Below are 24,541 nucleotides of genomic sequence, written 5' to 3'. Positions count from 1 at the left end.
TTAATATTATAATGCTGACCTACGCTATCACATACACAGACTGTAATACTCATGCTGAGTATTACAGTCTGTGTAGCGCACCGATCACAAATAAAATTTGTATGGTAAGTACACTGGGACTATTTCTTAGCCCACAGCCAAAGATTCAAGTCCTCACTAGAGAACTATTACCAGTAAAGAAGCCTGATCTATTTCACTAGGATTTGAGCAAAGGGCTTTAAGTTGATATCTTTTACATATTTTCAGACTTGTTCTTGGTTGGTGGTACTGAGTAGGTTCCCACAACATGGGCAACTAATTCGTCAGATCCATCTGAGTATAAAGAAACCTCACCTACGACTAGACTTCTTCCAATTTTTAGCAGTTTGCACTCAGCAATAATGAGTGATTTTGCAGTTGGTTTACGTAAAAAGTTGATAGTTAGACTCGTGGTTACTGCTAATGGTACTATGCCAATTCTACCTAAGATAGCCACATAAAGAGCCACATCAGCAATTCCCATCATTACAGGTCCCGATACAGTACCTCCAGGTCTTAAATCATCTAAACTGATATCATGGGATAAAATTGACCCACTGCTATTTACTGCCTCAATCTTGTACTTTGCTTGAGGGAACTCAGACTTCATGAACTCAGCTATCTCTTCCTTGGTTGCTGACATAGGGCTTCCTTTAATCTAACTGTTATTGGCACCTCTATTCTATCCTAATTTTCCACCTTACTACGATAAAAAGTTATAGAGCCGTTTTAGTTCAGAGCACTAGTTTTAAAGTCCTTGACGGTTTGCTGAGAGGTATAGGCTAATGATAGGTTATCAGGTCCTTTCACTGGTTCAGTCCCACTGTAAGAATTGAAAAAAGACAATTAGTTTGAACCGCCCCGACTATATCGTAGAGTGATTTAGTTGAGTCAGGCGGCAATGCCTGACAGGATTAAATTATCATAGTACCGCTTTTCAAACTCAAAGGGTGACACATATCCAATCATGCTATGCAATCGTGTTTTATTAAACCAGTCCACCCACTCAAGGGTTGCCAGTTCAACATCGTTTACGCCAGTCCAGCTCTCCTTTAGATATTCAATTACCTCAGACTTATAGAGTCCATTGACCGTTTCAGCCAATGCATTGTCGTATGAGTCGCCTGTTGTACCGACAGAAGCAATCACACCGCAGTCTGTCATCTTATCGGTATAGCGAATAGATAAGTACTGAACCCCTCGATCGCTGTGATGAATGACATCTTTGGGATGGTTCCTATCTGTTATCGCTTGATTGAGCGCTGCCATCACCATATCCGTGTTCATCCGATTAGAGACTTTCCAGCCCACAATATCGCGGGCAAACACATCAATGATAAAAGCAGTATAGACCCAGCCACTCGTTGTCTTGATATAAGTAAAATCTGCAACCCACAGCTGATTAGGACGATGGGCATTAAAGTTGCGATTGACCAAGTCATCAGCACGCTTTTGATCGTCACGGCTGTTAGTGGTCATCTTACCCTTACCGCGCCAAACCCCCTGCAGACCATACTGCTTCATTAACCGCTCTATAGTGCAGCGAGCCACCTTTAACCCATCCGCTTTCATCTGCTGCCATACTTTACGAGCGCCATAGCGGCATTTGCTGTCCTGCCAGATGCGTTTAATCTCACTAATGTAAAAGTCGTCATGCTGACTGCGTAATGAGCGCTTCTCAGGGCAGTCCTCTAAGTCTTTAGCACGGTAGTAGGTTGATGGGGCAATCGGCAGAACTCTACAAATTGACTCGATCCCGTATTGATATTTATGCTCATCTATAAACCTAACCATTGTCTTAGTCAGCGGTCGAGCTCCGCCTGGGCGAAAAAAGCAGCCGCCTTCCTTATGATTTCATTGGCTTGCTTAAGCTCTCTATTTTCGCGTTCAAGATCTTTAATACGCTGTTCCTGACTTTGCGCTTGCACTGAGGCAGGAATAGTTTGATCGATGTGCTTTTTATGCCAGGATCGCAGGGTCTCAGGTGTGTAGCCAATCTTAGGGGCAATGGCTTGAATCGCTGACCAGGTAGAGGGGTAGTCGCCTGCCGCTTCAATGAGCATGCGAACGGCGCGTTCTTTAATCTCAGGAGTGTAGGTTTGTCTTTTCATTGTCGTATTCTCTCAGAATGTTAAGTCTCCGACAATACCGGGGCGGTTCGGTTCAAGTTGGCATTTGAGAATGATTAGTGTGTATATTGATTGATTAACTATAAAAACTAAGGGGGCAGGATTGGATAATAATAGATTTCTCATACGAGCAATTGGAACTGCTGGTTAAATTTTTATGTTGTCTGCGTTGGTTGCCGCTAGATTTTTTTAAACATGCTCTAGTTTGACTTCTATCCTAGAACACAAACTGTCGGTTATACGTCCAGTTTTTACGGGCTTTCTTATTATTTATTTTTCTCAATATCAACACCCGCGCCAACAATCAGTTTTTGTTCCGCCTAATTACTGTCTTTTTAGGGTCCGTCATTATAATGAAGGTGTGCTGATTTTTAGCAGACCATCAAAAATTTAAATCATCGAGCGACTCAATGCCAATGACTTTACCTGCTATCAATCCCCTAACAAATCCTTTTGTCAGCTGCTCGTTCTCTGCTTTGGTTATTTTCTTGCTGTCGGTATCAATCGTAACCGCGTCTAACCAGTCAGTGTTAACAGTAGGGTCTTGATGATAAATTACTTGTCTTGCTTGCTCTGATTTATACAAAGTTATTTTTCCTTTAAATCGTGATTATTGCGCTGTAAAGGCATTGAACTCTTAGTCGTTTCCCAAGTGTTTTAGTGGTCTGTAGACTTCTCTGATTGTATTTTAACATCATTTGCGTATTGCTATCTTGGTTTGAATATCAGGTTCTAAGTTGTCCGAAAATAACTAAAAACAAGTATCGTTATACGATAGAAAATACTATCACTATTAAGAATAGGTTGTTAAGAGCTGATCATAGTGTCATAAGCCAGTAACACGACGCGCTAAAGCTGCTCGTTCTAATTGCAGACTGTCTCGATTAGCTGTATTATATAGACTGTAATCTATATATTGGTCTTTATATGTGGACTGTCATCACAACAGAGCTGTTCAACCAATGGCTTGATCAGCAAGATGAATCAACGCAAGAAAAAGTACTGGCAGCTTTGATGGTTTTAGAACAACAAGGCCCAAGCTTAGGTCGCCCTTTAGTGGATACGGTGTATGATTCGAAATTTACCAACATGAAAGAGTTACGTGTTCAGCACAAAGGTAAGCCACTCAGAGCCTTTTTTGCCTTTGACCCAAAGCGGCAAGCTATTGTGCTTTGTATTGGTGATAAGGGTAATAGAAAGCGTTTTTATAAAGAAATGCTAGCCACTGCAGACCAACAGTATGAGTGTCACCTCAGAACTTTAGGAGATTGATGATATGACTAAGACATTACAAGAGATGTTAGCTGAGCGCTCTTTAGACAGCCGAGCGCGTATTAAACAACTGGCAGAGCAACTGCTTTTAGAAAACCAGCTGTCTCGTATCCGTGAAGAGTTAGAGATCTCTCAAAAAGAGCTGGCTCAAACCATGGGTATTAAGCAGCCTTCATTGTCTGCTATAGAAAATCGCGGCAATGATCTTAAAATATCGACCATGAAAAAATATGTTGAAGCTATGGGTGGCAAGCTTCGTATCGACGTTGAGCTGCCAACAGGGAAGCACATAGGTTTTAATGTGTAATAATGAATTCGAGTGATTCAAACGCTAATAAGCCACCCTCTTATGGTTGGCTTTTTTTTATTAAAAATATGCTAATAATAGTACGCTTGAAGTGGTTTTACTGCTTTAGCCCATTTTAAATGGTCTATCAATGGGTTTGAAGGGTGAGTTAGCCGGTTCCGCTCGGGTATACCCCAACTGAACCAGTAATTTAATTCCAGATTGAAAAGCTTTTCCTAAAAATTGTGCAACTGCTTATAATTCAATAACAGGAGAATAAGCAATGACTACTCAATCCGATATTAAAAAACTGGCTGAGCAAATGGCCAGCATCATGAGCAGCTTAAAAAATTTCAGAAAAAGGTGTGATATTTAAGTATTATTTACTACAGCTCCATAGCTATACTGGAAGTTATTTAACCTGCGCTGTTTCTAATAAACTGCCATCTTTATCGAATAAGCAGTCGACGATAATGAGCGGGGCCGCATCCAAGTTATCTTCAGCATAGTAATGTGTTATGACTTCAAAGTTACCATTATTTAATCGTCTGTAGTCTGTGTTTTTTCGTTTAATGTCCATAGATTTAAAACCTTTAAGCATGGGCTGTACTGCTTTCTGGCACTTCGTTAGCAATGCAATCTTTGATGTTTTTTGAGCTTGTTCGAGTTCAGTGTTTCTTTTTTTATCAGATGGGTTACTGCCATTTTGAATCCAAATATAAAATGCTGCAAATGTAATAATAGACAGTCCTGTCAGTGTCTCTTTTTTCATAATATGACTCATTTAGCGAAAATATAATAAGATATTTACCAAAATACAAGCATACCTCAGTTATTCTTAAGGAGTATGTTAAAACAATAATTAACCGTTGAAAGCAATGGGTAAATGTTACTCCCGTTCTGGTTAAAACAGCTTAGTATTATAAAATAGGGCTTAATGAAACATGGATACCTTAAATATCGTGTATCTCGTAGGAGCAGTATTAATTTTCGCCAGTATCATGGCAAGTACGTTATCGGCGCGTTTGGGTGTTCCACTTTTGCTATTGTTTTTAGTCGTCGGGATGCTCGCTGGTGAAGAAGGTATCTTGGGTATTGAATTTTCTCAATATGCGATAGCCAATTTTGTCGGACAAGCAGCCCTAGCCTGTATTTTGTTAGATGGTGGGTTGCGCACCTCTGTTAAATCATTCCGAGTTGGCTTAAAACCAGCCATCACACTGGCCACTTGGGGCGTACTTGCGACAGTCATGATACTGGGTGTATTCGTCACATGGCTGCTGGATGTCGATTGGCGCTTTGGCTTATTACTGGCAGCAATCGTGGGTTCAACCGATGCGGCAGCGGTATTTTCACTGTTGCGTAATGGCGGTGTTAAATTAAATGATCGTGTCCAAGCCACGCTTGAATTAGAGTCGGGCGCCAACGACCCTTTAGCGATTCTGTTAGTAACTGGGTTGATTGCTTTAAATGTTGATCCTGCCGGACAGACAGCGTTAGGCTTCTTAGGCCTACTATTACAACAGCTTAGTTTTGGTTTAGGAATGGGCTTGTTCTTTGGTTATTTCCTATCTCGATTATTACCCAAGATACATTTGGCAGAAGGTATGTATGCCATTTTAATAATGTCGGCGGGTTTAGCAGTGTTTTCTGCCACTAACTTACTGGGCGGTAGTGGGTTTCTCGCGGTCTTTATCGCTGGTATTATGATTGGCAACCATAAGGTACGCTCAACTGAGCATGTCATGCGCGTGATGGACAGCTTTGCGTGGTTGTCGCAAGCGGTGTTATTCGTGGTATTGGGCCTATTGGTCACGCCATCGAACGTTCTTGAAGTTTGGCCTTATTCAGTGGCCATTGCTGCCTTTATGATTTTAGTGGCTCGTCCTATTGCAGTCTATACCAGTGTTTTACCGTTTAAATTTAAAAATAGAGAGATCGGCTTTATCTCTTGGGTCGGCTTACGTGGTGCAGTGCCCATTACCCTTGCCATGTTGCCAGTGATTGCAGGGGTAGACAATGCCTTTATGCTGTTTGATATCGCTTTTGGGGTGGTGGTCTTATCGTTGGTGTTACAAGGGACGACCATTCCTTTTATGGCCAATCTGTTTAAGGTGCGTATTCCTAACAATAAGGGCCCAAAAGAAGAGCATGAAGTGTGGGTGTCAGATAGAGCAAGTATTACGTTGTATGAATTTGAGGTAAAGTTAGGGGCGTTTGCAATTGGTCGTCATCCGAGGGATATATCTACGCGTATCAGCCCTGAAGGAATCCATGTTTTTGCCTTGGTACGTGGTCAGCAAATCTTGGCAATTAATGAAAAGACTAAGCTCAAATTTGGCGATAGCGTATGGTATGCCATGAGTGGCGATTATGCCGATCAGATTGCGACTGTTTTTAATGACACTACGTTAGACCGTAGAGCCATCGATGATTTTTATGGCGATTGGATGCTATCGCCGAGTGTCAAACTTAAAGATGTGCCTTTCTTTACCGATAGTATGAAATTCGAATCTCTAGAAGATACCCTGAACACGAAAAATATGTGGGAACAAACGGTTGCTGAATATATTAAGGATAGCTTAAAGATGGCACCCGTAGCAGGCGATACGGTTGTGATTAATAAGGAGTGGTTATTAGTCATTAAAGAAGTTGATGACCAAGGAAGACTGAGAACGATTGGCCTAAAACAACTAGAGGGGTCAGCGGTGGCATAGTTTCTATCACTATTAGACAATTAATAGTCCTGCTAACATTGTCCATTCTAGGTAACTCATTAGCTCAAATTATAGTCTGTTTTACTGGTCTCGCTAGGGTATACCCAAAATAGCAAAATTTTATTTGTGAGAGGAATTCGCATTTTTCTAAGTAAGGCTAATACAGAAGCTAAACTACGTAGCATAATTCTATTTAATCAGTATCTTATGCTTAGGATTATTATTAAAATATAAGGTGTTTTTAATCGCCAAAGCATAAAAGATACAGTGACAATTCTACATAGAAGATTTTTCAAAAATACTTTATATTCTATTAAAAATCACATAGGAAAGTGGCTTACGATAGCCACTTTTTTTATGCCTCATACTTTTAGTAGATACACTTAGCGTTACGCAACCAGACAGGATGTGTCATGAGACATTTTTATTTAGACTTTATCTTTACCGCCATTGCATTAGCGATCGCGGCATGGTGGGGATATTCACATGGCGGGATGGGCGGTTTGATCGCAACCTTATCTATTACCGCTATTTTGGCCGTCATGGAAATCTCATTATCATTCGATAATGCGGTGGTTAATGCCTCAGTTCTGAAAGGCTGGGATGAATTTTGGAAAAAGATATTTTTAACCGTTGGTATTTTGATTGCTGTATTTGGGATGCGCTTGGTATTCCCTATTGTCATTGTCGCGGTAACTGCTGAGCTTGCTATGGTAGAGGTCATCAAACTGGCTTTGTATCAACCAGAAGAATACTCTGCCCGTTTAATGGCACACCATGCTGAAATCTCAGCCTTTGGTGGTATTTTCTTATTATTGGTGTTCTTAAACTTTATCTTTGACGATAAAGAAGTGCACTGGTTTAACTGGCTTGAAAGCCGTTTGGCAAAGCTTGGCAAAGTAGATGCCATGAGCGTCTTTGTGGCGCTTATCGTGTTGATGATTGCCGTATCATTTGCTGATCCTGAGCAATCCACTGCGGTCCTAATCGCTGGCGTTTGGGGTATCTTGGTATACCTTGGCGTACAAGTGGTCTCGGGTATGCTTGAAGGTGACCTCGAAGAAGATTTAGAAAACAAAGAAAATGGCTCGGGCGCAGCAGCGACCAGTGCGATTATGAAAGGCGGTATTATCGGCTTCTTATACCTAGAAGTCCTCGATGCCTCATTCAGTTTCGATGGCGTGATTGGCGCCTTTGCGATTACCAATGACGTTATCGTGATTATGCTTGGTCTGGCAATCGGTGCGATGTTCGTGCGTTCGATGACTATTTTCTTAGTCGATAAAGGCACGCTTGATGAGTTTGTCTATCTTGAACACGGCGCGCATTATGCCATCGGCGCTTTAGCCATTATCATGCTATTGTCGGTGAAATTCCATGTGCCAGAGCTTATTACGGGGCTGATCGGTATTGCCTTTATTGGTTGGGCGCTGCTTGCTTCACTGAAACATCGTAAGCAACAGGCAAAACTCACTGCTTAGAGTGTAAACAATGTAAAGCAAAAAATTATTATTTTAGAATATCGTTAATAACAGGTTATGCCAAATAATTGGTATAACCTTTTTTCTAACATGCATTGCTTTTTATTACCTAATAATAGACATCATATTCAAACATTTATATTGCCAACAACAAGAGACACAAATGCTGAACAAAGCTGAACAAAGATTAGAAAAAACCATATTTAATAGTCGTTGGCTGCTAGCCCCTTTCTATTTGGGATTGGTGCTCGGTATCATTTTATTATTTATTAAGTTTTTTCAAGAGCTGTGGCATATGATTACCCATGTGTTCAGTGCATCTGAAGCCGATGTCATCGTTGGTACGTTGGCGCTTATCGACATGTCATTAGTCGCAAGTTTATTGCTCATCATCATATTTAGTGGTTATGAGATTTTTGTCTCAAAAATTGATACCGGAGATCATGAGGACCGCCCTGAATGGATGGGGAAAATCAATTTCTCTGGGCTAAAACTCAAAGTGATTGGTGCCATCGTTGCCATTTCTGCGATTGATCTTCTTAAATCATTTATGGATATACCTAAAGAGATGAGCGAAGGTGATGCTGATAGATTGATGTGGAAAGTGATTATCCATATGACGTTTGTACTGTCAGGCCTGTTATTTGCTTTGATGGATAAGATTGTCGGTGACACCAAAAAACATTAGAAAGACTTTAATAAAAAACCTATCAATTAATTTATATAAATAGACGCAAAGGAGCACACATGGCAGGGGCCAGTTTATTAACCTTGCTTGATGACATCAGTGTGATATTAGATGATGTGTCACTTATGACCAAGGTTGCCGTTAAAAAAACGGCGGGTGTATTGGGCGATGATCTAGCCCTTAATGCAGAGCAAGTTTCAGGTGTTAAAGCAGACCGTGAGCTGCCAGTAGTTTGGGCCGTTACCAAAGGCTCATTCGTTAACAAGCTTATATTAGTGCCGTTAGCGTTGCTGATTAGTGCCATCTATCCGCCATTAGTCACGTTTTTATTGATGTGCGGAGGTGTCTATTTGGCTTATGAGGGTGCTGAAAAAATCATTCATAAGTTCTGGCCACATATCTTACCTCACGATGAAGAACAAATAGCCCGTCTACGTGCCAATGCTGATGAGACGATTGATTTGGTTGCTTTTGAAAAGGACAAAATCAAAGGTGCGGTGCGCACCGACTTTATTCTATCGGCTGAAATTATCGTAATTGCACTCGGCTCAGCAGTTGGAGCGACGCTTTTAGAGAAGAGCGTGATGCTGTCTATTATTGCCATTGGCATTACAGTAGGCGTTTATGGCTTAGTAGCGGGTATCGTTAAAATGGATGATTTAGGTCTTTACCTAATGAAACAGACGAACGGTGCAAAGCAGAAAATAGGTAGAATTTTATTATCTATGGCCCCTAAGCTGATGAAGTTTTTATCCATTGCTGGGACATTAGCAATGTTTCTAGTGGGCGGCGGTATTTTAGTGCATGGGATTGATTTTTTGCACCATGAAGTGGAAGACTTAGCGCACCTAACTGGCATATTTGAAAGTGTGACAACCATGCTCTTAAATGCGTTGGTAGGTTTATTCGTCGGTGTTATTGTCGTGGCTATCGTTACCATGATTGGTAAATTACGCAGTAATAAGTCATCTTCGACGCATTAAAAATATCGATAATTATCCTTGTTCATTTAACTTTCTTTTAAAGAGCGTAATAAGACATGTTTGAATTTGATTTGAGCTTAAAACTAATGGTGTATCACCTGATTCAATTAGGAATTGCTTTCATACTCTCCTTACCGATTGCGCTTAATCGTGAGATGAAAGATAAGGGTGCAGGACTTAGAACCTTTCCATTAGTCAGTATTGCCTCCTGTGCTTTCATGCTAGTAGCTGTCGATATTTATCATGGCTCCCAACCTGAAGCAAGGATAATGTATGCGATTATTACAGGTATGGGTTTCATCGGTGGTGGGGCGATTTTTAAAGGTGATAATACCGTAAAAGGCACGGCGACGGCTGCGAGTCTATGGAATACTGCTGCTATTGGTATCTCTGTTGCTTATGGACGTTATGAGATAGCGATCATCTTGTCAGTCGTTAATTTCTTAATTCTACAATTCTCAGAACCTTTCAAAGTGAAAGATAAGCTTGAATAATTATTATTCGTCTCGGTTTGTATACTCAACCTTACATTTTATAAGTTACACTGCTATGCACACTGATTTTATCTAAATAGATTTAGAATACTAATAGCAATATCTCACAGTCTAAGGTTCAAGTCCTCACTAGGGAACCGGACACATTTCAAAAATAACAATTATATAAGGTTTGTTAGACTAAATAGTAGTTTTGAGGTACCAAAATAACGTCCCACTAATTAATAGTGAGGCGTTATTTGTTTACAATTTACCAACTTATTTGACAGACTTACTTAGGAATAGCTTTAAAGCTAGCGACTTGATAGGCATTAGTAATGGTCAAGACAGGATAATTGTTGGCAATTATGCTTATGCTGTATTTACCTTTTACGGTGTCCACGACCGCTTTATCAAAACTTGCTTGTGGTTCTGGGCAAGGCATTCTGGTACTTCTTATATTGCCTACCTGTACGTTGCCATTCACAACTTTATAACCAGCAGCCATGTTATTACAAGTATTCAATAGGCTAACAAAATTATTACCGTTCTCATTCGTAAATTCTAGAATTAGTGGGTTGTTTAGATCAAAGAATAGCTGAGGAACTTTAACGTTATTAGTCCCTTTGGCATCAACCAACTGCCAATTATAGGATTGTAAGAGATTTGGTGTGATTGTCTGTTCAACTGGCGCTGTCACGCTAGGAGTGGTCTGGCAACCAGCAGTTAACGTACCTACCGCTAAAACACTTGCCATCATTACTTTAGTCATGTTTTTCGTATAAATGCCTGTAGTAGTTATTTAGAAATAGCTTTGAAATGAGCAACTTGATTAGCATTGGTAATGGTTAGAACAGGTAGATTTTTGCCAATTTCGCTTAAGCTATATTTACCTTGTACTGTTGCTAGTGTAGCAGTATCAAAACTAGCTTGTGGCTCAGGACATGCCATTAAGGTGCTGATACCATTTTGAATTTGGACGTTACCATCCACAATGCTGTATCCAGCGCTCATATTGTTACAGGTATTCATAAAAGCAACGCGGTTATCACCGTCAGCAGTCATGAAGTTTAAAATTAAAGGTTTCGCTGGATTGAAGAATAACTGAGTAACTTTGTCACCATCGCTACGATTGGCATCAATCAACTGCCAGTTATAGGCTTGTAGGGCATTTGATGTTACTGTTTGAGTAGTTGGAGTAGTCGTGCTAGGAGCATTTTGGCAACCAGCAGCCAACGTGCCTACTGCTAAAACACCCGCTATCATTATCTTAGTCATGTTCTTCATATAAGGCGCCTCTAATATACGAATTTGATACATTAGACGTCAGCATTATTGCAGAGGATAAGGATCGATAAAAGTAGAGATAACGATTTCAATACTATTTTTCTAAGGCGTTACATATGCATGATGTTTAACGAGATTTCTTCAAAGGTGTTTTTCATCCAGGTTGCAGCAGTATCGATATATAGTTCACAAAAAAATTAGAGTTTGGGTGAACCGCCGCGACTATATCAGAGGTTGATTTACTTGAGTCAGGCAGCGATGCCTGACAGGGTTAAATTATCATAATACCGCTTTTCAAACTCAAAGGGTGACACATAACCGATAGTGCTATGTAGACGCTTCATGTTGAACCAATCCACCCACTCAAGGGTTGCCAGTTCAACATCGTTCACACCAGTCCAGTTCTGCTTTAAATAATGAATCACCTCAGACTTGTACAGTCCATTGACCGTTTCAGCCAATGCATTGTCGTATAAATCGCCTGTTGTACCAACAGAAGCAATCACACCAGAGACCGTCATCTTATCGGTATAGCGAATAGATAAGTACTGAACCCCTCGATCACTGTGATGAATGACATCTTTGGGACTGTTTCTATCTGCTATTGCTTGGTTTAATGCCGCCATCACCATATCGGTATTCATCCGATTCGATACTTTCCAGTCCACAATAGCGCGAGCAAACACATCAATAATAAAAGCGGTATATACCCAATCGCTCAATGTCTTGATATAAGTAAAGTCTGCCACCCAGAGCTGGTTAGGGCGATGAGCGCTAAAGTTACGATTAACCAAGTCATCAGCACGCTTTTGATCATCACAGCTGTGAGTTGTTATTTTACCCTTACCGCGCTAGATATCTTGTAGGCCGTGCTGACTCATTAAACGCTCGACGGTACACCGAGCAACCTTTAACCCGTCAGCTTTCATCTGCTGCCATACTTTACACGCACCGTAACGGCATTTGCTGTCCTGCCAGATACGTTTAATCTTGCTGATGTAAAAGTCGTCATGCTGCTTCGATCAGCTTACGAACGGCGCGTTCTTTAATTTCAGGAGTGTAGGTTTGTCTTTTCATTGTCGTATTCTCTCAGAATGTTGAGCCTCCGAAAATCACGGGGCGGTTCAAGCCCAAGTTTTTATTATTAATAACCCCAGTTCGGGATAAGGGCTCAAAAAAAGATAAAAAAAGAAGTCCAAAGTTGCTAAAGTAAGTTTACCAAGACCACTTAAGCAAAAAGGACTTCTTACATGGACAACCTAACCGAACTATACTGCCATATTGACGACTTTTATCAGCAATTCAAACCTGAGTTTGAGGCTCACTTAATCGCAACGGGCCGTCAACGGCTAAGAGCATGCCAGATAAGTGTAGCAGAGATTATGACTGTCTTGGTACTGTTTTATCAACTGCGGTATCGACAGTTTAAGTCTTTTTACTACCATCACATGCTTGGCATGATGAAGCGGGAGTTTCCAAACTTGCCCTGTTATTCACGGTTTATAGAGCTGATACCACGCAGTATCATGCCATTATGTGCCTACTTGCAAAGCATGATGGGCGACTGTACAGGTATCAGCTATATTGATTCAACCAAGATAGCAGTTTGTCATAACAAGCGTATCTACCGTCATAAAGTCTTTGAAAGAATGGCAACCCGAGGCAAAAGCAGCATGGGCTGGTTTTACGGCTTTAAGCTGCACGCCATTATCAATCATAAGGGCGAGCTTTTATCTGTTAAAGTCACTGCGGGTAATACGGATGACAGAGTGCCTGTTAAGGATATGGCAACGTCTGTGTTTGGCAAGGTGTTTGGGGATAGAGGCTATATCAGTAAAGCACTAAACGAGTGGCTCACAAAACACAGTGATACCATGTTGATCACCAAACTTCGGCGTAATATGAAACCCCAATTACTTGAGCCTATGGATGAGGCACTACTCAATCATCGCTCTTTGGTTGAAACGGTGTTTGGAGAGCTTAAAAACTTGTGCCAAATCGAACACTCACGCCATCGTAGTGTCACGGGGTTTATCACAAACTTGCTGTCAGGTTTGATTGCTTATTGCTGGTTTCCCTATAAACCCACCATCAAAAACATGCCTCAGCAGGGACAGGTAGCCATATTGTAAATAGTATCAATGAGTTACAATGTGGCTTATCCCGAACTGGGGTTATTAATAATTATTTTAGAATTAGATTGATACATCTAAGAAATTTTATGCTTTCTAAAAGCCGAAACTCTTTTAAAAATACAGTGTCAACTATAGGGTCTATCCTATATTACTATCGTTAAAAGCACTTTCTGATTGAAAGTCATTTATATTATTTTATTAAATATTTGGTGGTGTTCTAAAAAGTATGCTGGCATCAGACATAGCCATAATTGACATAGAAGAATACCAAATCAAACACCTTAAAGTGGTTATCAAACTTCTTTGAGAAGCAACAGGTCTTTCGAACGGCTCGTCGCAATCGGTGTCTAAGGCGACAGTTATTACCTTCTATGCCTACCGTATGCTGCTTGCCGATTTGTTTCTTGTCAGGCTTGAATGCGGTTATAAAGCTATCCCAGTTATCCATGCTAATAGAACCATAGCTGACTTTCAGTTGTTTAAGACGGGCTCTTAGCTTCTTAGCTGTTTTCAGGTCACGTTTGCCCCAGACATAAGCGACAATCTCATTAGTAGCGCGGTCATAAGCATAAATAAGCCAAACTTTACGCTTCTTGCGATATACGTAAGTCCAGAACTCATCAACCTCTAAGCGTTCATAATAGCGCTTTTTAGGTGTAATCTTATAGACCGATGAGCCTATGGTGCTAAGGACTTTACCAATACTAATAGAGGCTATAACGGCTATGTCTCTGACGCCGCAACCTCTAACCGTCATTAGCCGTATGATGTCTTCTATTTTAGAGTGACAGCCATGATAAGTTAAGGCATGGTCGTCAATGAATTGACGTTTGCAGTCCTTGCACTGGTAGTTCTGCTTGCCATAGCTTTTTTTGCCGTGTATCGAAAAACTGGGACTGTGACAGTCGGGGCAATTGATCTGTATTTGTGTCTTCATAACCTCCAAATATATCATCTTGCTTCGGCTGTCACCCTCCTTTCATCTCCTCAGCATACTTTCTGACACACCACCCTTTTTTTTAAAATTTCAACAAACGTAAAACTGGATAAATATCACCGATTAATGATTTATTTTTGGTAAATATTTATTCTGTCGTTAAACGTTACGGTCAGTATACGAAGCATTACTTAGTTGCCTGTTACGCTGTAATATTATTCAATATAAACGATTATTAAAGCATAATTTTGTCGTCTATTGGTTTTTTGCCTTAGCATCACTGTTATTACTGTTATTACTGTTATTACTGTTGGTGTAAGCCTTAGCTATTTTCAGCACCCATATTTAGTTATTTTTTATCCAACTTATTTGGTCTTTAAGCACTACGCTCTATAACACTGCCCCCTATCAGGCTCGGCCTAAGGACTCTCCTTTGTTCAACCACACGACGCTTATTATCATTATTACGGTTATTGTCAGTTTATTGGCGTGGCAAAACAAAACCCTGTTTAATCGGCTGATTTTTTATCCGCCGGCGGTGAATAACGGTCAATGGGATCGTTTTGTGACCCACGGCTTTATTCACGCCGATGCGATGCACTTGCTGTTTAATATGTTCACCCTGTACTTTTTTGGCCGGGCTATTGAAGGCTTATATCAGCCGTTTTTATTCGGTTATGGTTTTGTGGTTTTTTATGTGCTGGCTATCGTGTTTGCCATGGTGCCAAGCTATCTTAAAAATAAAAAAAGCGCCAGTTATTTGAGCCTTGGTGCTTCGGGTGGGGTTTCAGCGGTGCTATTTGCATTTATTTTGCTGGCTCCGTGGGAAAAAATTTATCTATTCGCCATTATTCCTATTCCAGCGATAGTTTTTGCTGTCGCTTACGTCGCTTATAGTATTCACGCCGATAAACGCGGCGGCTCCAATATCAATCACATGGCGCATATGTGGGGCGGCGCATTTGGAGTGATTGCGACCATTATTTTAGAACCTCGCGTCTTGCCACACTTTTTAAATGCGCTATTGTCGCCTGGCCTTTAGAGCGGTTAGTTTTAGAATCTTTAGTTTTAAATTTGCTAATTGATAACGTTTGATGTTTTGCCCTAATTTGTATTTAACAACATGTTTAAGAATTTGATAAAGAATTATGATTATAGATATTATTGGTGATATTCACGGTTATGCAGACAAGTTGATTGGGCTGCTAAAACAATTGGGTTATGTGCATAATGGCAGCCACTTTGTACCGCCGTTAGGGCATCGGGCGCTCTTTATTGGTGACCTGATTGACCGTGGTTCGCAGCAGGTAGCTACTCTTGAAATTGTTTTTGCGATGCTAGATGCAGGCGTGGCCGATGCGGTGATGGGCAATCATGAATACAACGCCTTGGCTTTTGCGATGCTTGACCCAAAGCAGCCCGAGCGCTATTTACGCTCGCATAGCGATGTTCATGTACGCCAACATGAAGCGTTTTTAGCCGAAGTGTCCTTTGGCTCAGAAGCGCATCAATACTGGTTGCAGCGCTTTTATGAGATACCGCTTTGGCTTGAGACCGATTATGCCTGTTTTGTCCACGCTTGCTGGGATGTCGATAGCATGGCGGTATTAAAACCTTTATTAACTACTGATAATTGCCTAACCCCCGAAGCGGTCATTGCCAGCTCACAAAAACATAGCCCCGCCTATGAGGCGCTTGAGCGTGTGTTAAAAGGTGTGGAAACTGCGTTACCTGAAGGTTTGGTTATGGTCGATAAAGACGGTGCAGCGCGCTCACAAGTACGCGTGCGCTGGTGGCTTGATGAGCTAAATAAGCGGCCTATACATGAAATCGCCCGTGCGCCAAAATCGGGCTTGGCGCAGATTCCAAACGATGCCATGGCAGAGAACATTGAATTTGCCCTTAAAACGCACAAACCCGTGTTTGTTGGGCATTATTGGCTCACTGGCAATCCTGAACCATTGAGCAACCAAGTGGTTTGCACCGATTATTCAGCAGCCATAGATAGCGGTTATATGACCTGTTATCAGCTGGATACTGAGCTGCCATTACCATTGAAAGCCAGTAACTTTGTGCAATATCGCCATGATGAAGGCCCATTATAAATCGATAAAACCGCGACATAAAAAACTGCTATTTAGTCAGCTTTGACATTAAACGACAAACTTGGCTTTACGAAGGCAGCAAAACTTTTGTATGATGGTCTTTTTGAGGATATCAAAGCATGTGCACCACCTCCGCTACTGTGAACCCTACTACACAAAACGCTGCTATTGAGCAAAACGGCCCCATTACCTCCCCTGCTGGTCAACCAAAAGTTGGCATTATCATGGGCTCGCAGTCGGATTGGGCGACCATGAGTGCAGCGGCGCAGTTGCTTGCTGACTTTGATATTGCCTTTGAATGTGAAGTGGTGTCAGCCCATCGTACGCCAGATAGATTGTTCGATTATGCCAAAAGCGCGAAAAATAACGGTTTGCAGGTGATTATCGCTGGAGCGGGCGGCGCCGCGCATCTGCCCGGTATGTGTGCCAGTCAAACGCCGCTGCCTGTGTTTGGTGTGCCTGTTAAATCATCGATGCTTAGCGGTTGGGACAGTCTGCTTTCTATCGTGCAAATGCCAAAGGGCGTGGCTGTTGGCACCTTAGCCATTGGTACTGCTGGTGCCTATAATGCGGCCCTCCTTGCCATTCAGGTGCTGGCCTTGCATGATGAATCGCTTGCCACTAAGCTTGATAACATGCGTCAAGCGCAAACAGAGACCATTCTTGCAAGTCCAACACCCGGTATTATTAATCAATAAAGTAAGCAAGATGAGTTAACCTTTTAGCAAAAACTGCTGTTATCAATACTCTTGCTAGTAATATTTGATACTTACCATGCGCTAAACTTGATATTTATAGCCAAATGAGTTTTACTAAAGATAAGGTGCATACGGTGCACCTTTTCCTATTTCTAACCTTAATTTTTAGCCAATCATTTACTAAAAATCCTTATTCATTTTAAATGTAAAGAGCCTGCCATGACTACCACCAATGCTTATCCTGTTACCCAAACCATCCGTACCATCGGTATTTTAGGCGGCGGTCAGCTTGGTATGATGCTCGCCCAAGCTGCCCTGCCGCTCGGTTATCAGTGCGTGTTTTTAGAAGACAACGCCGACTGCCCTGCCAGCCTTTACGGAAAAGTTTTTACTAGCGAGCAATTAGATGAATTTATCGCGGCAGCTGACGTCTTTACTTTAGAGTTTGAAAACACGCCAACGGCGACTGTCGAGCAGTTAGCGCATCTATCAAAATCAGGCAGCAAACAAGGCATGTTTCCGCCACCGCTTGCCCTTGATATCGCCCAAGATCGCTTAAAAGAAAAAGGCATGTTTAATGAGCTTGATATCGCCACCGTACCATTTATGGCGGTCAATTCTGAAGCTGAATTGAAGCAAGCTTGCGCTGAGCTAGGATTGCCGATAGTGCTCAAGACCAGCCGCGGCGGTTATGATGGTAAGGGTCAGTTTGTCATCAAAGAAGACAGCGATATCAAAGCCGCTTGGCATGAGCTAAAAGACGCGGTTAACGGTAAAGGTTCATTAACCCCAACGCCTGCGCCATTAATTGCAGAGGGCTTTATTAACTTTAGCCGTGAAGTGTCTATCATTGCCGTACGCGCGCAAAATGGTCAGGTGCGCTGCTATGATTTGGTCGAAAATCACCATCATCATGGTATCTTAGCCAAAACTCGCGCCCCAGCCGTTGGTACCAGCCATTTATTTCAGCAAGCAACCGATGCCATTACCACGGTGATGAATCACTTGGGTTATGTCGGTGTGATGGCGCTTGAGCTGTTTGTGAGTAAAGATGCGCGCGGTAACGATTATCTGCTAGCCAACGAGATTGCTCCGCGCGTCCATAACTCTGGACACTGGAGTATCGAAGGTGCGATTACCAGTCAATTTGAAAACCATATCCGCGCGGTGGTCAATCTGCCCTTAGGCGATACCGACAACGTCCATCCAGCAATTATGCTCAACGTCTTAGGTCAATATCCTGATATCAGCGCGGTGCTCAATATCGATGGCGCCCATTATCATAGCTACCATAAGGCTGAGCGCGAAGACCGTAAAATTGCCCATATCACCTTGATGCCAAATGACGTGGCGGATTTAGAACCTGCGCTAGCAAAACTGGTTGCCGTCTTACCAAATAAAGTGGGGCTTGATAAAAAACTGGCGCCAACCATGACCGATAAGCAAGCACTTGTATCTGTACCAGAGCAATCTACCAATGCCGAAACTGAGCGTACTTTAGAAAATACTAAAAGTGACGTGAAAGGTAGTCAAAAAGATGCCTTAGCAGAGGCATTATTAAAGACCGATAAGGCTGAGAAATAATGCAGATTTGGGTAGATGCCGATTCGGTGCCATTGATTGCTAAAGACTTAATCATCAAAACGGCTGAACGTACCCAAACGATGGCGATATTTGTTGCCAATCAGCCGATTAAATTGCGCAAATCACCGCTGCTTGTCATGACCGTGGTGCCGTCAGGGTTTGATAAAGCTGATGATTATATCGTCGAGCAAATCCAGCCAGGCGATTTGGCCATTACTAGCGACATTCCTTTGGCCAATGACATTTTGGATAAAGGCGGTATGGTTTTGACCACCCGCGGTGTGGTTTATGATAAAAACAATATCAAGCAAAAGCTCAATATGCGCGACTTTATGGATACCATGCGCGGTACAGGCGTGCTTGAATTGCAAGAAATGAGCGGGCAGAAACCTTACGGCGACCGCGACAAGAAAGCCTTTGCCGATGGTCTTAATCGCTTGGTTCGTTAATTGGTGCAGTCATTTCTTTTACTTATCAATTTGAAAACCCTACTTTTTAAAACTTCTTAAAAAATTTCTTATCTCTCTAAATATTAACCTTCACAAAGTCCATTCTTGCAAACCCTATACACTCCATAACCAAACACTATGCAATCAGCACGCTTCATAACGAAGTGTGCTCGTCATTATTGTTAGGCTATATGCAGCTCTTAAAACAAATTATTTTAAAAAAATAGTTTTTGATTAAACGGTTCTTGAATAATCAGTTTTAAAACATAAATCTTTAAATAAAGATAAAGCATATAAAATTCATATAATAATAGGAATGATAATGAAAATATTAGTAATTGGCGCTAGCGGTCGAGTGGGTTCTGATTTGGTTAAACAACTATTAGCGGATAACCATCAAGTGATTGGCACAACCCGTCAAGATGAAAAATTATTTAGCGATAACAATTATAGTCAGTTAGATTTAGATATTACTGCTGAGAAAGACGCCATTCAACAGCAAATTAAATCAGATATCGATGCGGTTTATTTTGTTGCCGGCTCTGGTGGGAAAGATGTCTTAGAAGTCGATTTGCATGGCGCGGTTAAGACGATGCAAGCGGTTCAAGATAAAGGTATCAAACGCTATATCATGCTAAGCACGGTATTTTCCTTAGATACCAGTAAATGGAACCAGCCTGGTATTGCCGATTTAAAAGAATACTATATCTCTAAGCATTACGCCGATCAGTGGTTGGTTAAGAATAGCAGTCTTGATTACACCATTGTACAAGCAGGTGCGCTAAAAGAACGCGCTGGTACGGGTAAAATCATTATTAATGATGATAATGCGGGCGAAAACGCTATTGAAGATGTGGCCATGACGTTAGCAGCGGTACTTAATGCTGATAATACGATTAAAAAAGTCTTTAGTATGCATAATGGTGAGACTGCCATCGATGCAGCGCTGGCTAAACTTTAGTAAGTAAAAGCTATAACAAATAATAAGTAGTTTGTAGTGTAATAAAAAGTACAAAAATAAAAAAACACGTAAGCCCTGGTTTACGCGCTTTTTTCTTATGGGTTTTTTAATCATTGGCGACTATGTCAAAATCTACTAGCAAGCAACTAAGCTAGGCCACTTGGAAATGGAATGACGTCTTCTAAGCTGCTAGCGCCTGTGATGACCATCAGTAATCTATCAATACCGACAGCGATACCGCTACAAGGTATTAAGTCATCAGATGCTGCTAATAAATGCTCATCGATTGGCATTTGCGGCAGATTATGCTGCTTGCGCAATTGATTATCACGCTCAAATCGCGCTCTTAACGCCTGCCCGTCCGCCAGCTCATCATAAGCATTGGCAATTTCAATACCGTTAATATACAGCTCAAAGCGCTTGGCAACTGTATTACCGTCTTTATCGATGGCCGTCTTTGCTAGTGCTGCCGTCGCAGGCGGATATTCTATAATCAATGTCGGCAAATCGTGCCCCAAATTTGGCTCGACGGCATGACTAAACAATAAATCTAACCAACTTTGGCGAATATCTTCTTCACTATTGCTGGCACCATTTTCTGCACTATTAAAATCAAACCCTGTTAAACCTTTGTCTTCTGCCACCGCTTGTAGCGCGGCAAGATTCGCCGTTAAGGGATGAATACCCACAAAATCCATAAAGGCATCGACGTAACGATAATGGCTTAGCACAATCGGATAACCGTAAAGCGCTTCCAATAGCTCGCCCAATTCAGTGCCCATGTCCTCTAGACTATAGTTCGGCTGATACCACTCAAGCATAGTAAATTCAATATTGTGGCGCACGCCTATCTCGTTATCACGAAATACCGGACAAATCTGATAAATGGGCATCTGCCAGCTGGCAAGTAGGCGCTTCATGGCAAACTCAGGCGACGTATGCAGATAATAGGTACAAGGTTTATCTTGATACGTGACCTGCGCCGCTACCGACTGTAAAAAGGTATCGGTATTACCCGCTTGTGAGAGCAACGGCGTCTGCACTTCAAGCATGTGGCGACTGGCAAAAAACTGCCGAATAGCATTGATAAATTGCGCGCGCCTTTGTGCCATCGCTAATGTCATCGTTGGCGCATAACTGGGTTTAGAGGAAAGGTTATTTGCTTGGGTCATTACTCTCTACTGTAGTTTTCGAATAAAAAATCAAATAATTAAAATAGGCTTTGAAATTGAGTTTTAATCTTTAAAGCTGGTTGTCTTCTAAAACTGCCATTCGCGACGTAAATGATAATCTCGGCGCAATTGATCAAAGTCAGTACCCTTTATTTGTCCGTCTATTAATTTATCTCGCAGTGCCGCATCATCTGCCATGATGTCATAAAATTTCACCAATCTATCTGGATGCGCCTTTAATTCAGACCATAAAAACATATTGAGTGGCAGCAATTTATGCATGGTTTGCACAGGGGTCACTGTTAATTTTTCACACAGCGCATCATAAATCATTTGCGTACCGCGGAGCTTACCCTCCAAGGTATAGCCAGCAATATGTGCTGTGGCAATCGCAAGTTTCGATAGCAAACTTTCCGCTATCTCAGGCTCATGCTCAAACACATCAAGCACCACTTGGCGTCCAGTACGGGCAATATCTGCCTGCAAATCACCGGCATTAATCACTGGTCCACGCGCGCTATTAATCAACAAAGTATCTACTGGCATCGCAGCCAATGCTTCTTTATCAATTAAATGACGAGTTGGATAGTCGCTACCATTAGGATTAGTGGCATCTTTTTTATCGGTTAACGGCACATGCAAGCTAATTACATTACTTTGGCTCAATACTTGCTCAAAGCTGGCGTTATTGATGTTCGATGCAGGCAGTAGCGGATCGTAACCCAATACTTGCCAGCCTAAATCATGGGCATATTGCGCAAGAGTACTACCAATATTACCCAGTCCGATAATGCCCAAGGTCGCGGGCGGCGTCGATTGCTGCCAATATTGCGGACGTAAAGTTAAGATAGCGGTCAATACGTACTGCGCAACCGAGTGCTTACTGCAACCTGCGGCATTGGCAAAGGTGATATTGCGCGCTGCCAAATAGGCTTGATCGACATGGTCGGTTCCAATCGTCGCCGAACCAACAAATTGAACGCTATTATTGTTTGCCAATAGCGGCTCGCCTACTGGCGTCACCGAGCGTATCAACAGCACATCAGGTTGACACTCTGCAAGCAAATCGGCATTGATCGCGCGCCCAGCAACGCTAATAATATTTACTGGTCGTTTATTATGTTGCCCAAGCGTCGACGCATTAAAAAACTCATCAAGGCTAGCGATATTGCTATCAGCAACGATAGTTAGAGGACGCATATTTTCATTATTTGAAGCGCTCGCATGTGGCATTTTTAAACATCCCTATTTCTAAAGGTTTATTATCAATGATTGCTGGATTAGCAAGGTGTATTTTTTATAGGTTGGTTTTAATAGTTTTTAAATTGCTGTTTAAATTAAGCACATACCCTAATCCGTAGAAACAATATTTTCGTCTTTATTATTTTGTGCCGTAACTTTTGGTTGCAGCTGGGCGTCAGCAAGCATATCTTCGTGCTGCGCAAATAAATCATTCTTATGCTGCGATATCCATTCACGCCATACTGCAAGGCCGATTGCCAATACCACAGGACCAATAAACAAGCCGACAAAACCAAACGCCGTCAGACCGCCCAATACTCCGATGAAAATAATAATAAAAGGAATTTTGGTCGCACCGCTGATGACGATAGGACGTATAAGATTATCAACCCAGCTGATAACCAGTATACCCCAAAGCGCCAAACCAATCCCTTCTACGGTATGACCTTGGCTTAATAACCAAATCGATACCCCGCCCCAAACAAATGGCGTACCAAATGGGATTAAAGCGATAATAAAAGTGACAATGGTCAGTAGAATAGGACTTGGTGCACCAGCGAAATAATAACCAATACCAGCGAGCAAAGCCTGAGCCAATGCGGTCAAACCAATGCCATAGACTACCGCGCGCGTGGTCGTACCGACCGAATCAATATAACCATCGATGCGATTGCCAATGATATTGCGTAAGGCTTGGCGGATTTGACGTACCAAACTGGTACCATCGCGATAAAAGAAAAACAGCGTCATCAGCGCCATCCCCATTTTGGCAAGACCACTGAAAACGACATCGAACGCGACTTTGCCATAATATAGATGCGACTGTACCCACAGACGAAAGGCCTCTAGCGTGCCTTCTGGGTTTTTATTAATTCTCCACAACACATCTTTGACTTGCTGTCCGATGACGGGTAAGTCCTTGATAGAGTCTGGCACATCCAAATAGCCAACCTTGATACGATAAATTAAGTTGCTAATCAGGCTTAAGGCTTCTTGCTGCAAAATAAAGATACCAGCAACGAGCGGCAGACCTATCATCAATGTGATGCTCACCGTCATAATAGCGGCGCTAAAGTTTGAGCTAAAGCGAACGCGCTGATGAAAAAAATTATAAATAGGAAAGGTGACGTACGCCAAAATCGCTGCCCACAGTGCCGGTACAATAAAAAACTGTACGACTTGAAAGCACAATACAATCAGCACCACCAGCAAAGTAATAGCCAATAAGCGCTGAATAATAAATTCTTTTGTCCAGTTTTCGATCATAGCGTATAAACCAAGAGCGGGCAGCAGACAGCCAATTTGGCGCTGCTGTAACGTTTATAAATAGGTGGATAAAAATCACAGACCGTGTCCATTATTTATATCCCTTAGCGAGTGTGTTGCGTTATAAATTCTACGTTGTCAGCTTTGCGAGATATTTGCTTCATAAATTAGGCGAAATCATTGCGGAAAATAAGTCTAATAATAGCGCTACCGTACCATAGCGCGCTTTTATAAACATGTTATTTGGTTATAAAAAACAGTATTCATCTATAAAAATAATTGTGATTCATAAAATCGCTCTTAACTTGCCATTTCTCTATATTTAGAAGAGTAAGCCCAAACATAATAACGGCTTATTATGCCTCAAAGCCTGCCAAATAAATAAGGCTATGTTGTAATCTTTACTTACAATTACCTGCACGCTATCGGCACCAATATTATTAAGTATTAATAGGTACTTTCAAAAATACCTTATTAGAATCATTGCTTTAAAACAATAGTTATTTATCTGCTTTTTAATTACTTGTACGCTGACAACTTGCGCGCTAAATCACTGTGCAGTTCTATTTGTGCAGACAATTGATGTTATACTAAAGGGATTAATTTGCACATTTAAACGCTGTTAAGCAGGTTTGCTGTTATTGGTTTATAGCAAAAT

Annotated in this window: 24 protein-coding genes, 1 pseudogene and 1 other annotated feature; of the genes and pseudogenes, 14 read left to right on the top strand and 11 right to left on the bottom strand. The window is 41.6% G+C overall.

The genetic code is table 11. The annotated features are described in order from the left end of the window. Positions 1 to 232 precede the first annotated feature (232 nt). The 3 genes from RAH45_RS01765 to RAH45_RS01755 form a co-directional block, all read right to left on the bottom strand. The gene (locus tag RAH45_RS01765; RefSeq protein ID WP_102077604.1) at positions 233 to 661 is read right to left on the bottom strand and encodes a PaaI family thioesterase; all 429 of its coding nucleotides are present in this window, start codon (positions 659 to 661) and stop codon (positions 233 to 235) included. Positions 662 to 909: 248 nt separating this feature from the next. Then, positions 910 to 2,129 (bottom strand): IS3 family transposase gene (locus tag RAH45_RS01760; RefSeq protein WP_306495428.1). Its coding sequence is split into 2 segments (ribosomal slippage): positions 910 to 1,844 and positions 1,844 to 2,129, totalling 1,221 coding nucleotides; the frame shifts between segments, so codons are not numbered across the junction. Next, positions 1,738 to 1,854, bottom strand: a sequence feature (AL1L pseudoknot). (Overlaps the previous gene by 117 nt.) A 400-nt stretch (positions 2,130 to 2,529) precedes the next feature. Beyond that, a complete protein-coding gene (locus RAH45_RS01755) occupies positions 2,530 to 2,733 on the bottom strand; it encodes a hypothetical protein (RefSeq protein ID WP_193030879.1) in 204 nt (67 codons plus the stop codon). 341 nt (positions 2,734 to 3,074) lie between these two features. On the opposite strand from RAH45_RS01755, the gene RAH45_RS01750 reads away from it, so the two are divergent. Both RAH45_RS01750 and RAH45_RS01745 read left to right on the top strand, forming a co-directional pair. Then, complete coding sequence (locus RAH45_RS01750; protein WP_198329209.1) at positions 3,075 to 3,419, top strand: type II toxin-antitoxin system RelE/ParE family toxin; 345 nt, start codon at positions 3,075 to 3,077, stop codon at positions 3,417 to 3,419. A gap of 4 nt (positions 3,420 to 3,423) precedes the next feature. After that, positions 3,424 to 3,726 carry a type II toxin-antitoxin system RelB family anti-toxin gene (locus tag RAH45_RS01745; RefSeq protein WP_068408813.1) on the top strand — a complete coding sequence of 101 codons (303 nt, stop codon included), beginning with the start codon at positions 3,424 to 3,426 and terminating at the stop codon, positions 3,724 to 3,726. A gap of 391 nt (positions 3,727 to 4,117) precedes the next feature. Here the strand turns inward: RAH45_RS01745 and RAH45_RS01740 are convergent, their stop codons facing one another. Next, complete coding sequence (locus tag RAH45_RS01740) at positions 4,118 to 4,477, bottom strand: hypothetical protein (RefSeq protein WP_227678333.1); 360 nt, start codon at positions 4,475 to 4,477, stop codon at positions 4,118 to 4,120. Positions 4,478 to 4,649: 172 nt separating this feature from the next. Here RAH45_RS01740 and RAH45_RS01735 point away from each other — a divergent pair, with 172 nt between their 5' ends. From RAH45_RS01735 to RAH45_RS01715, 5 genes are all read left to right on the top strand, one after another. Continuing rightward, positions 4,650 to 6,422, top strand: coding sequence for a potassium/proton antiporter (locus tag RAH45_RS01735; RefSeq protein WP_306495427.1), 1,773 nt, complete (start codon positions 4,650 to 4,652; stop codon positions 6,420 to 6,422). Between the two features lie 413 nt (positions 6,423 to 6,835). Beyond that, positions 6,836 to 7,903, top strand: a complete 1,068-nt coding sequence (locus RAH45_RS01730; protein WP_068408284.1) for a DUF475 domain-containing protein — start codon at positions 6,836 to 6,838, stop codon at positions 7,901 to 7,903. A gap of 163 nt (positions 7,904 to 8,066) precedes the next feature. Next, complete coding sequence (locus tag RAH45_RS01725) at positions 8,067 to 8,591, top strand: TIGR00645 family protein (protein WP_306495426.1); 525 nt, start codon at positions 8,067 to 8,069, stop codon at positions 8,589 to 8,591. Between the two features lie 59 nt (positions 8,592 to 8,650). Continuing rightward, positions 8,651 to 9,574, top strand: coding sequence for a DUF808 domain-containing protein (locus RAH45_RS01720; RefSeq protein ID WP_306495425.1), 924 nt, complete (start codon positions 8,651 to 8,653; stop codon positions 9,572 to 9,574). Between the two features lie 56 nt (positions 9,575 to 9,630). Further along, the gene (locus RAH45_RS01715; RefSeq protein WP_193030764.1) at positions 9,631 to 10,068 is read left to right on the top strand and encodes an MgtC/SapB family protein; all 438 of its coding nucleotides are present in this window, start codon (positions 9,631 to 9,633) and stop codon (positions 10,066 to 10,068) included. 271 nt (positions 10,069 to 10,339) lie between these two features. Here the strand turns inward: RAH45_RS01715 and RAH45_RS01710 are convergent, their stop codons facing one another. The 3 genes and pseudogenes from RAH45_RS01710 to RAH45_RS01700 all read right to left on the bottom strand — a co-directional run. Next, positions 10,340 to 10,819: an META domain-containing protein gene (locus RAH45_RS01710; RefSeq protein ID WP_102076412.1), complete on the bottom strand. Its 480-nt coding sequence runs from the start codon at positions 10,817 to 10,819 to the stop codon at positions 10,340 to 10,342. Between the two features lie 26 nt (positions 10,820 to 10,845). Next, a complete protein-coding gene (locus RAH45_RS01705; RefSeq protein ID WP_068408276.1) occupies positions 10,846 to 11,334 on the bottom strand; it encodes an META domain-containing protein in 489 nt (162 codons plus the stop codon). Between the two features lie 248 nt (positions 11,335 to 11,582). After that, positions 11,583 to 12,347: pseudogene (locus RAH45_RS01700) on the bottom strand (IS3 family transposase); the annotation flags it as partial. A gap of 237 nt (positions 12,348 to 12,584) precedes the next feature. On the opposite strand from RAH45_RS01700, the gene RAH45_RS01695 reads away from it, so the two are divergent. Then, a complete protein-coding gene (locus tag RAH45_RS01695; RefSeq protein ID WP_306495424.1) occupies positions 12,585 to 13,466 on the top strand; it encodes an IS982 family transposase in 882 nt (293 codons plus the stop codon). 238 nt (positions 13,467 to 13,704) lie between these two features. Here RAH45_RS01695 and RAH45_RS01690 read toward each other — a convergent pair whose 3' ends face one another. Beyond that, on the bottom strand, positions 13,705 to 14,406 hold the full coding sequence (locus tag RAH45_RS01690; RefSeq protein WP_306495423.1) for an IS1 family transposase: 702 nt from the start codon (positions 14,404 to 14,406) through the stop codon (positions 13,705 to 13,707). A gap of 433 nt (positions 14,407 to 14,839) precedes the next feature. On the opposite strand from RAH45_RS01690, the gene RAH45_RS01685 reads away from it, so the two are divergent. The 6 genes from RAH45_RS01685 to RAH45_RS01660 all read left to right on the top strand — a co-directional run bounded on the left by RAH45_RS01685 (position 14,840) and on the right by RAH45_RS01660 (position 20,203). Continuing rightward, positions 14,840 to 15,448: a rhomboid family intramembrane serine protease gene (locus RAH45_RS01685; protein ID WP_306495422.1), complete on the top strand. Its 609-nt coding sequence runs from the start codon at positions 14,840 to 14,842 to the stop codon at positions 15,446 to 15,448. Positions 15,449 to 15,554: 106 nt separating this feature from the next. Further along, entirely contained in the window at positions 15,555 to 16,511 is a 957-nt protein-coding gene (locus RAH45_RS01680; RefSeq protein WP_068406431.1) for a metallophosphoesterase, read from the top strand. Between the two features lie 119 nt (positions 16,512 to 16,630). Then, positions 16,631 to 17,209, top strand: coding sequence for a 5-(carboxyamino)imidazole ribonucleotide mutase (purE, locus tag RAH45_RS01675; RefSeq protein ID WP_082894341.1), 579 nt, complete (start codon positions 16,631 to 16,633; stop codon positions 17,207 to 17,209). 219 nt (positions 17,210 to 17,428) lie between these two features. Continuing rightward, a complete protein-coding gene (locus RAH45_RS01670; protein ID WP_306495421.1) occupies positions 17,429 to 18,793 on the top strand; it encodes a 5-(carboxyamino)imidazole ribonucleotide synthase in 1,365 nt (454 codons plus the stop codon). Further along, positions 18,793 to 19,242: a YaiI/YqxD family protein gene (locus RAH45_RS01665; RefSeq protein WP_144297416.1), complete on the top strand. Its 450-nt coding sequence runs from the start codon at positions 18,793 to 18,795 to the stop codon at positions 19,240 to 19,242. The genes RAH45_RS01670 and RAH45_RS01665 overlap by 1 nt, the downstream gene beginning before the upstream one ends. Positions 19,243 to 19,564: 322 nt before the next feature. Beyond that, positions 19,565 to 20,203 (top strand): NAD(P)H-binding protein, encoded by a 639-nt coding sequence (locus RAH45_RS01660; RefSeq protein ID WP_068406419.1) that lies wholly within the window; start codon positions 19,565 to 19,567, stop codon positions 20,201 to 20,203. 146 nt (positions 20,204 to 20,349) lie between these two features. Here RAH45_RS01660 and epmA read toward each other — a convergent pair whose 3' ends face one another. The 3 genes from epmA to RAH45_RS01645 form a co-directional block, all read right to left on the bottom strand. Beyond that, positions 20,350 to 21,375, bottom strand: coding sequence for an EF-P lysine aminoacylase EpmA (gene epmA / locus RAH45_RS01655; protein ID WP_306495420.1), 1,026 nt, complete (start codon positions 21,373 to 21,375; stop codon positions 20,350 to 20,352). A gap of 87 nt (positions 21,376 to 21,462) precedes the next feature. Beyond that, positions 21,463 to 22,575: a 4-phosphoerythronate dehydrogenase gene (locus RAH45_RS01650; protein ID WP_068406459.1), complete on the bottom strand. Its 1,113-nt coding sequence runs from the start codon at positions 22,573 to 22,575 to the stop codon at positions 21,463 to 21,465. 150 nt (positions 22,576 to 22,725) lie between these two features. Then, entirely contained in the window at positions 22,726 to 23,883 is a 1,158-nt protein-coding gene (locus RAH45_RS01645) for an AI-2E family transporter (protein WP_068406415.1), read from the bottom strand. Positions 23,884 to 24,541 lie beyond the last annotated feature (658 nt).

This window comes from Psychrobacter sp. van23A, assembly GCF_030845275.1.
Classification (GTDB): domain Bacteria; phylum Pseudomonadota; class Gammaproteobacteria; order Pseudomonadales; family Moraxellaceae; genus Psychrobacter; species Psychrobacter faecalis.
This window is presented reverse-complemented; position numbering and strand designations above follow the sequence as displayed.

Coding starts and splice junctions, on each gene's coding strand:
- RAH45_RS01765 (WP_102077604.1), bottom strand. CDS start 661: ATGTCAGCAACCAAGGAAGAGATAGCTGAGTTCATGAAGTCTGAGTTC.
- RAH45_RS01750 (WP_198329209.1), top strand. CDS start 3,075: ATGTGGACTGTCATCACAACAGAGCTGTTCAACCAATGGCTTGATCAG.
- RAH45_RS01745 (WP_068408813.1), top strand. CDS start 3,424: ATGACTAAGACATTACAAGAGATGTTAGCTGAGCGCTCTTTAGACAGC.
- RAH45_RS01740 (WP_227678333.1), bottom strand. CDS start 4,477: ATGAAAAAAGAGACACTGACAGGACTGTCTATTATTACATTTGCAGCA.
- RAH45_RS01735 (WP_306495427.1), top strand. CDS start 4,650: ATGGATACCTTAAATATCGTGTATCTCGTAGGAGCAGTATTAATTTTC.
- RAH45_RS01730 (WP_068408284.1), top strand. CDS start 6,836: ATGAGACATTTTTATTTAGACTTTATCTTTACCGCCATTGCATTAGCG.
- RAH45_RS01725 (WP_306495426.1), top strand. CDS start 8,067: ATGCTGAACAAAGCTGAACAAAGATTAGAAAAAACCATATTTAATAGT.
- RAH45_RS01720 (WP_306495425.1), top strand. CDS start 8,651: ATGGCAGGGGCCAGTTTATTAACCTTGCTTGATGACATCAGTGTGATA.
- RAH45_RS01715 (WP_193030764.1), top strand. CDS start 9,631: ATGTTTGAATTTGATTTGAGCTTAAAACTAATGGTGTATCACCTGATT.
- RAH45_RS01710 (WP_102076412.1), bottom strand. CDS start 10,819: ATGACTAAAGTAATGATGGCAAGTGTTTTAGCGGTAGGTACGTTAACT.
- RAH45_RS01705 (WP_068408276.1), bottom strand. CDS start 11,334: ATGAAGAACATGACTAAGATAATGATAGCGGGTGTTTTAGCAGTAGGC.
- RAH45_RS01695 (WP_306495424.1), top strand. CDS start 12,585: ATGGACAACCTAACCGAACTATACTGCCATATTGACGACTTTTATCAG.
- RAH45_RS01690 (WP_306495423.1), bottom strand. CDS start 14,406: ATGAAGACACAAATACAGATCAATTGCCCCGACTGTCACAGTCCCAGT.
- RAH45_RS01680 (WP_068406431.1), top strand. CDS start 15,555: ATGATTATAGATATTATTGGTGATATTCACGGTTATGCAGACAAGTTG.
- purE (WP_082894341.1), top strand. CDS start 16,631: ATGTGCACCACCTCCGCTACTGTGAACCCTACTACACAAAACGCTGCT.
- RAH45_RS01670 (WP_306495421.1), top strand. CDS start 17,429: ATGACTACCACCAATGCTTATCCTGTTACCCAAACCATCCGTACCATC.
- RAH45_RS01665 (WP_144297416.1), top strand. CDS start 18,793: ATGCAGATTTGGGTAGATGCCGATTCGGTGCCATTGATTGCTAAAGAC.
- RAH45_RS01660 (WP_068406419.1), top strand. CDS start 19,565: ATGAAAATATTAGTAATTGGCGCTAGCGGTCGAGTGGGTTCTGATTTG.
- epmA (WP_306495420.1), bottom strand. CDS start 21,375: ATGACCCAAGCAAATAACCTTTCCTCTAAACCCAGTTATGCGCCAACG.
- RAH45_RS01650 (WP_068406459.1), bottom strand. CDS start 22,575: ATGCGTCCTCTAACTATCGTTGCTGATAGCAATATCGCTAGCCTTGAT.
- RAH45_RS01645 (WP_068406415.1), bottom strand. CDS start 23,883: ATGATCGAAAACTGGACAAAAGAATTTATTATTCAGCGCTTATTGGCT.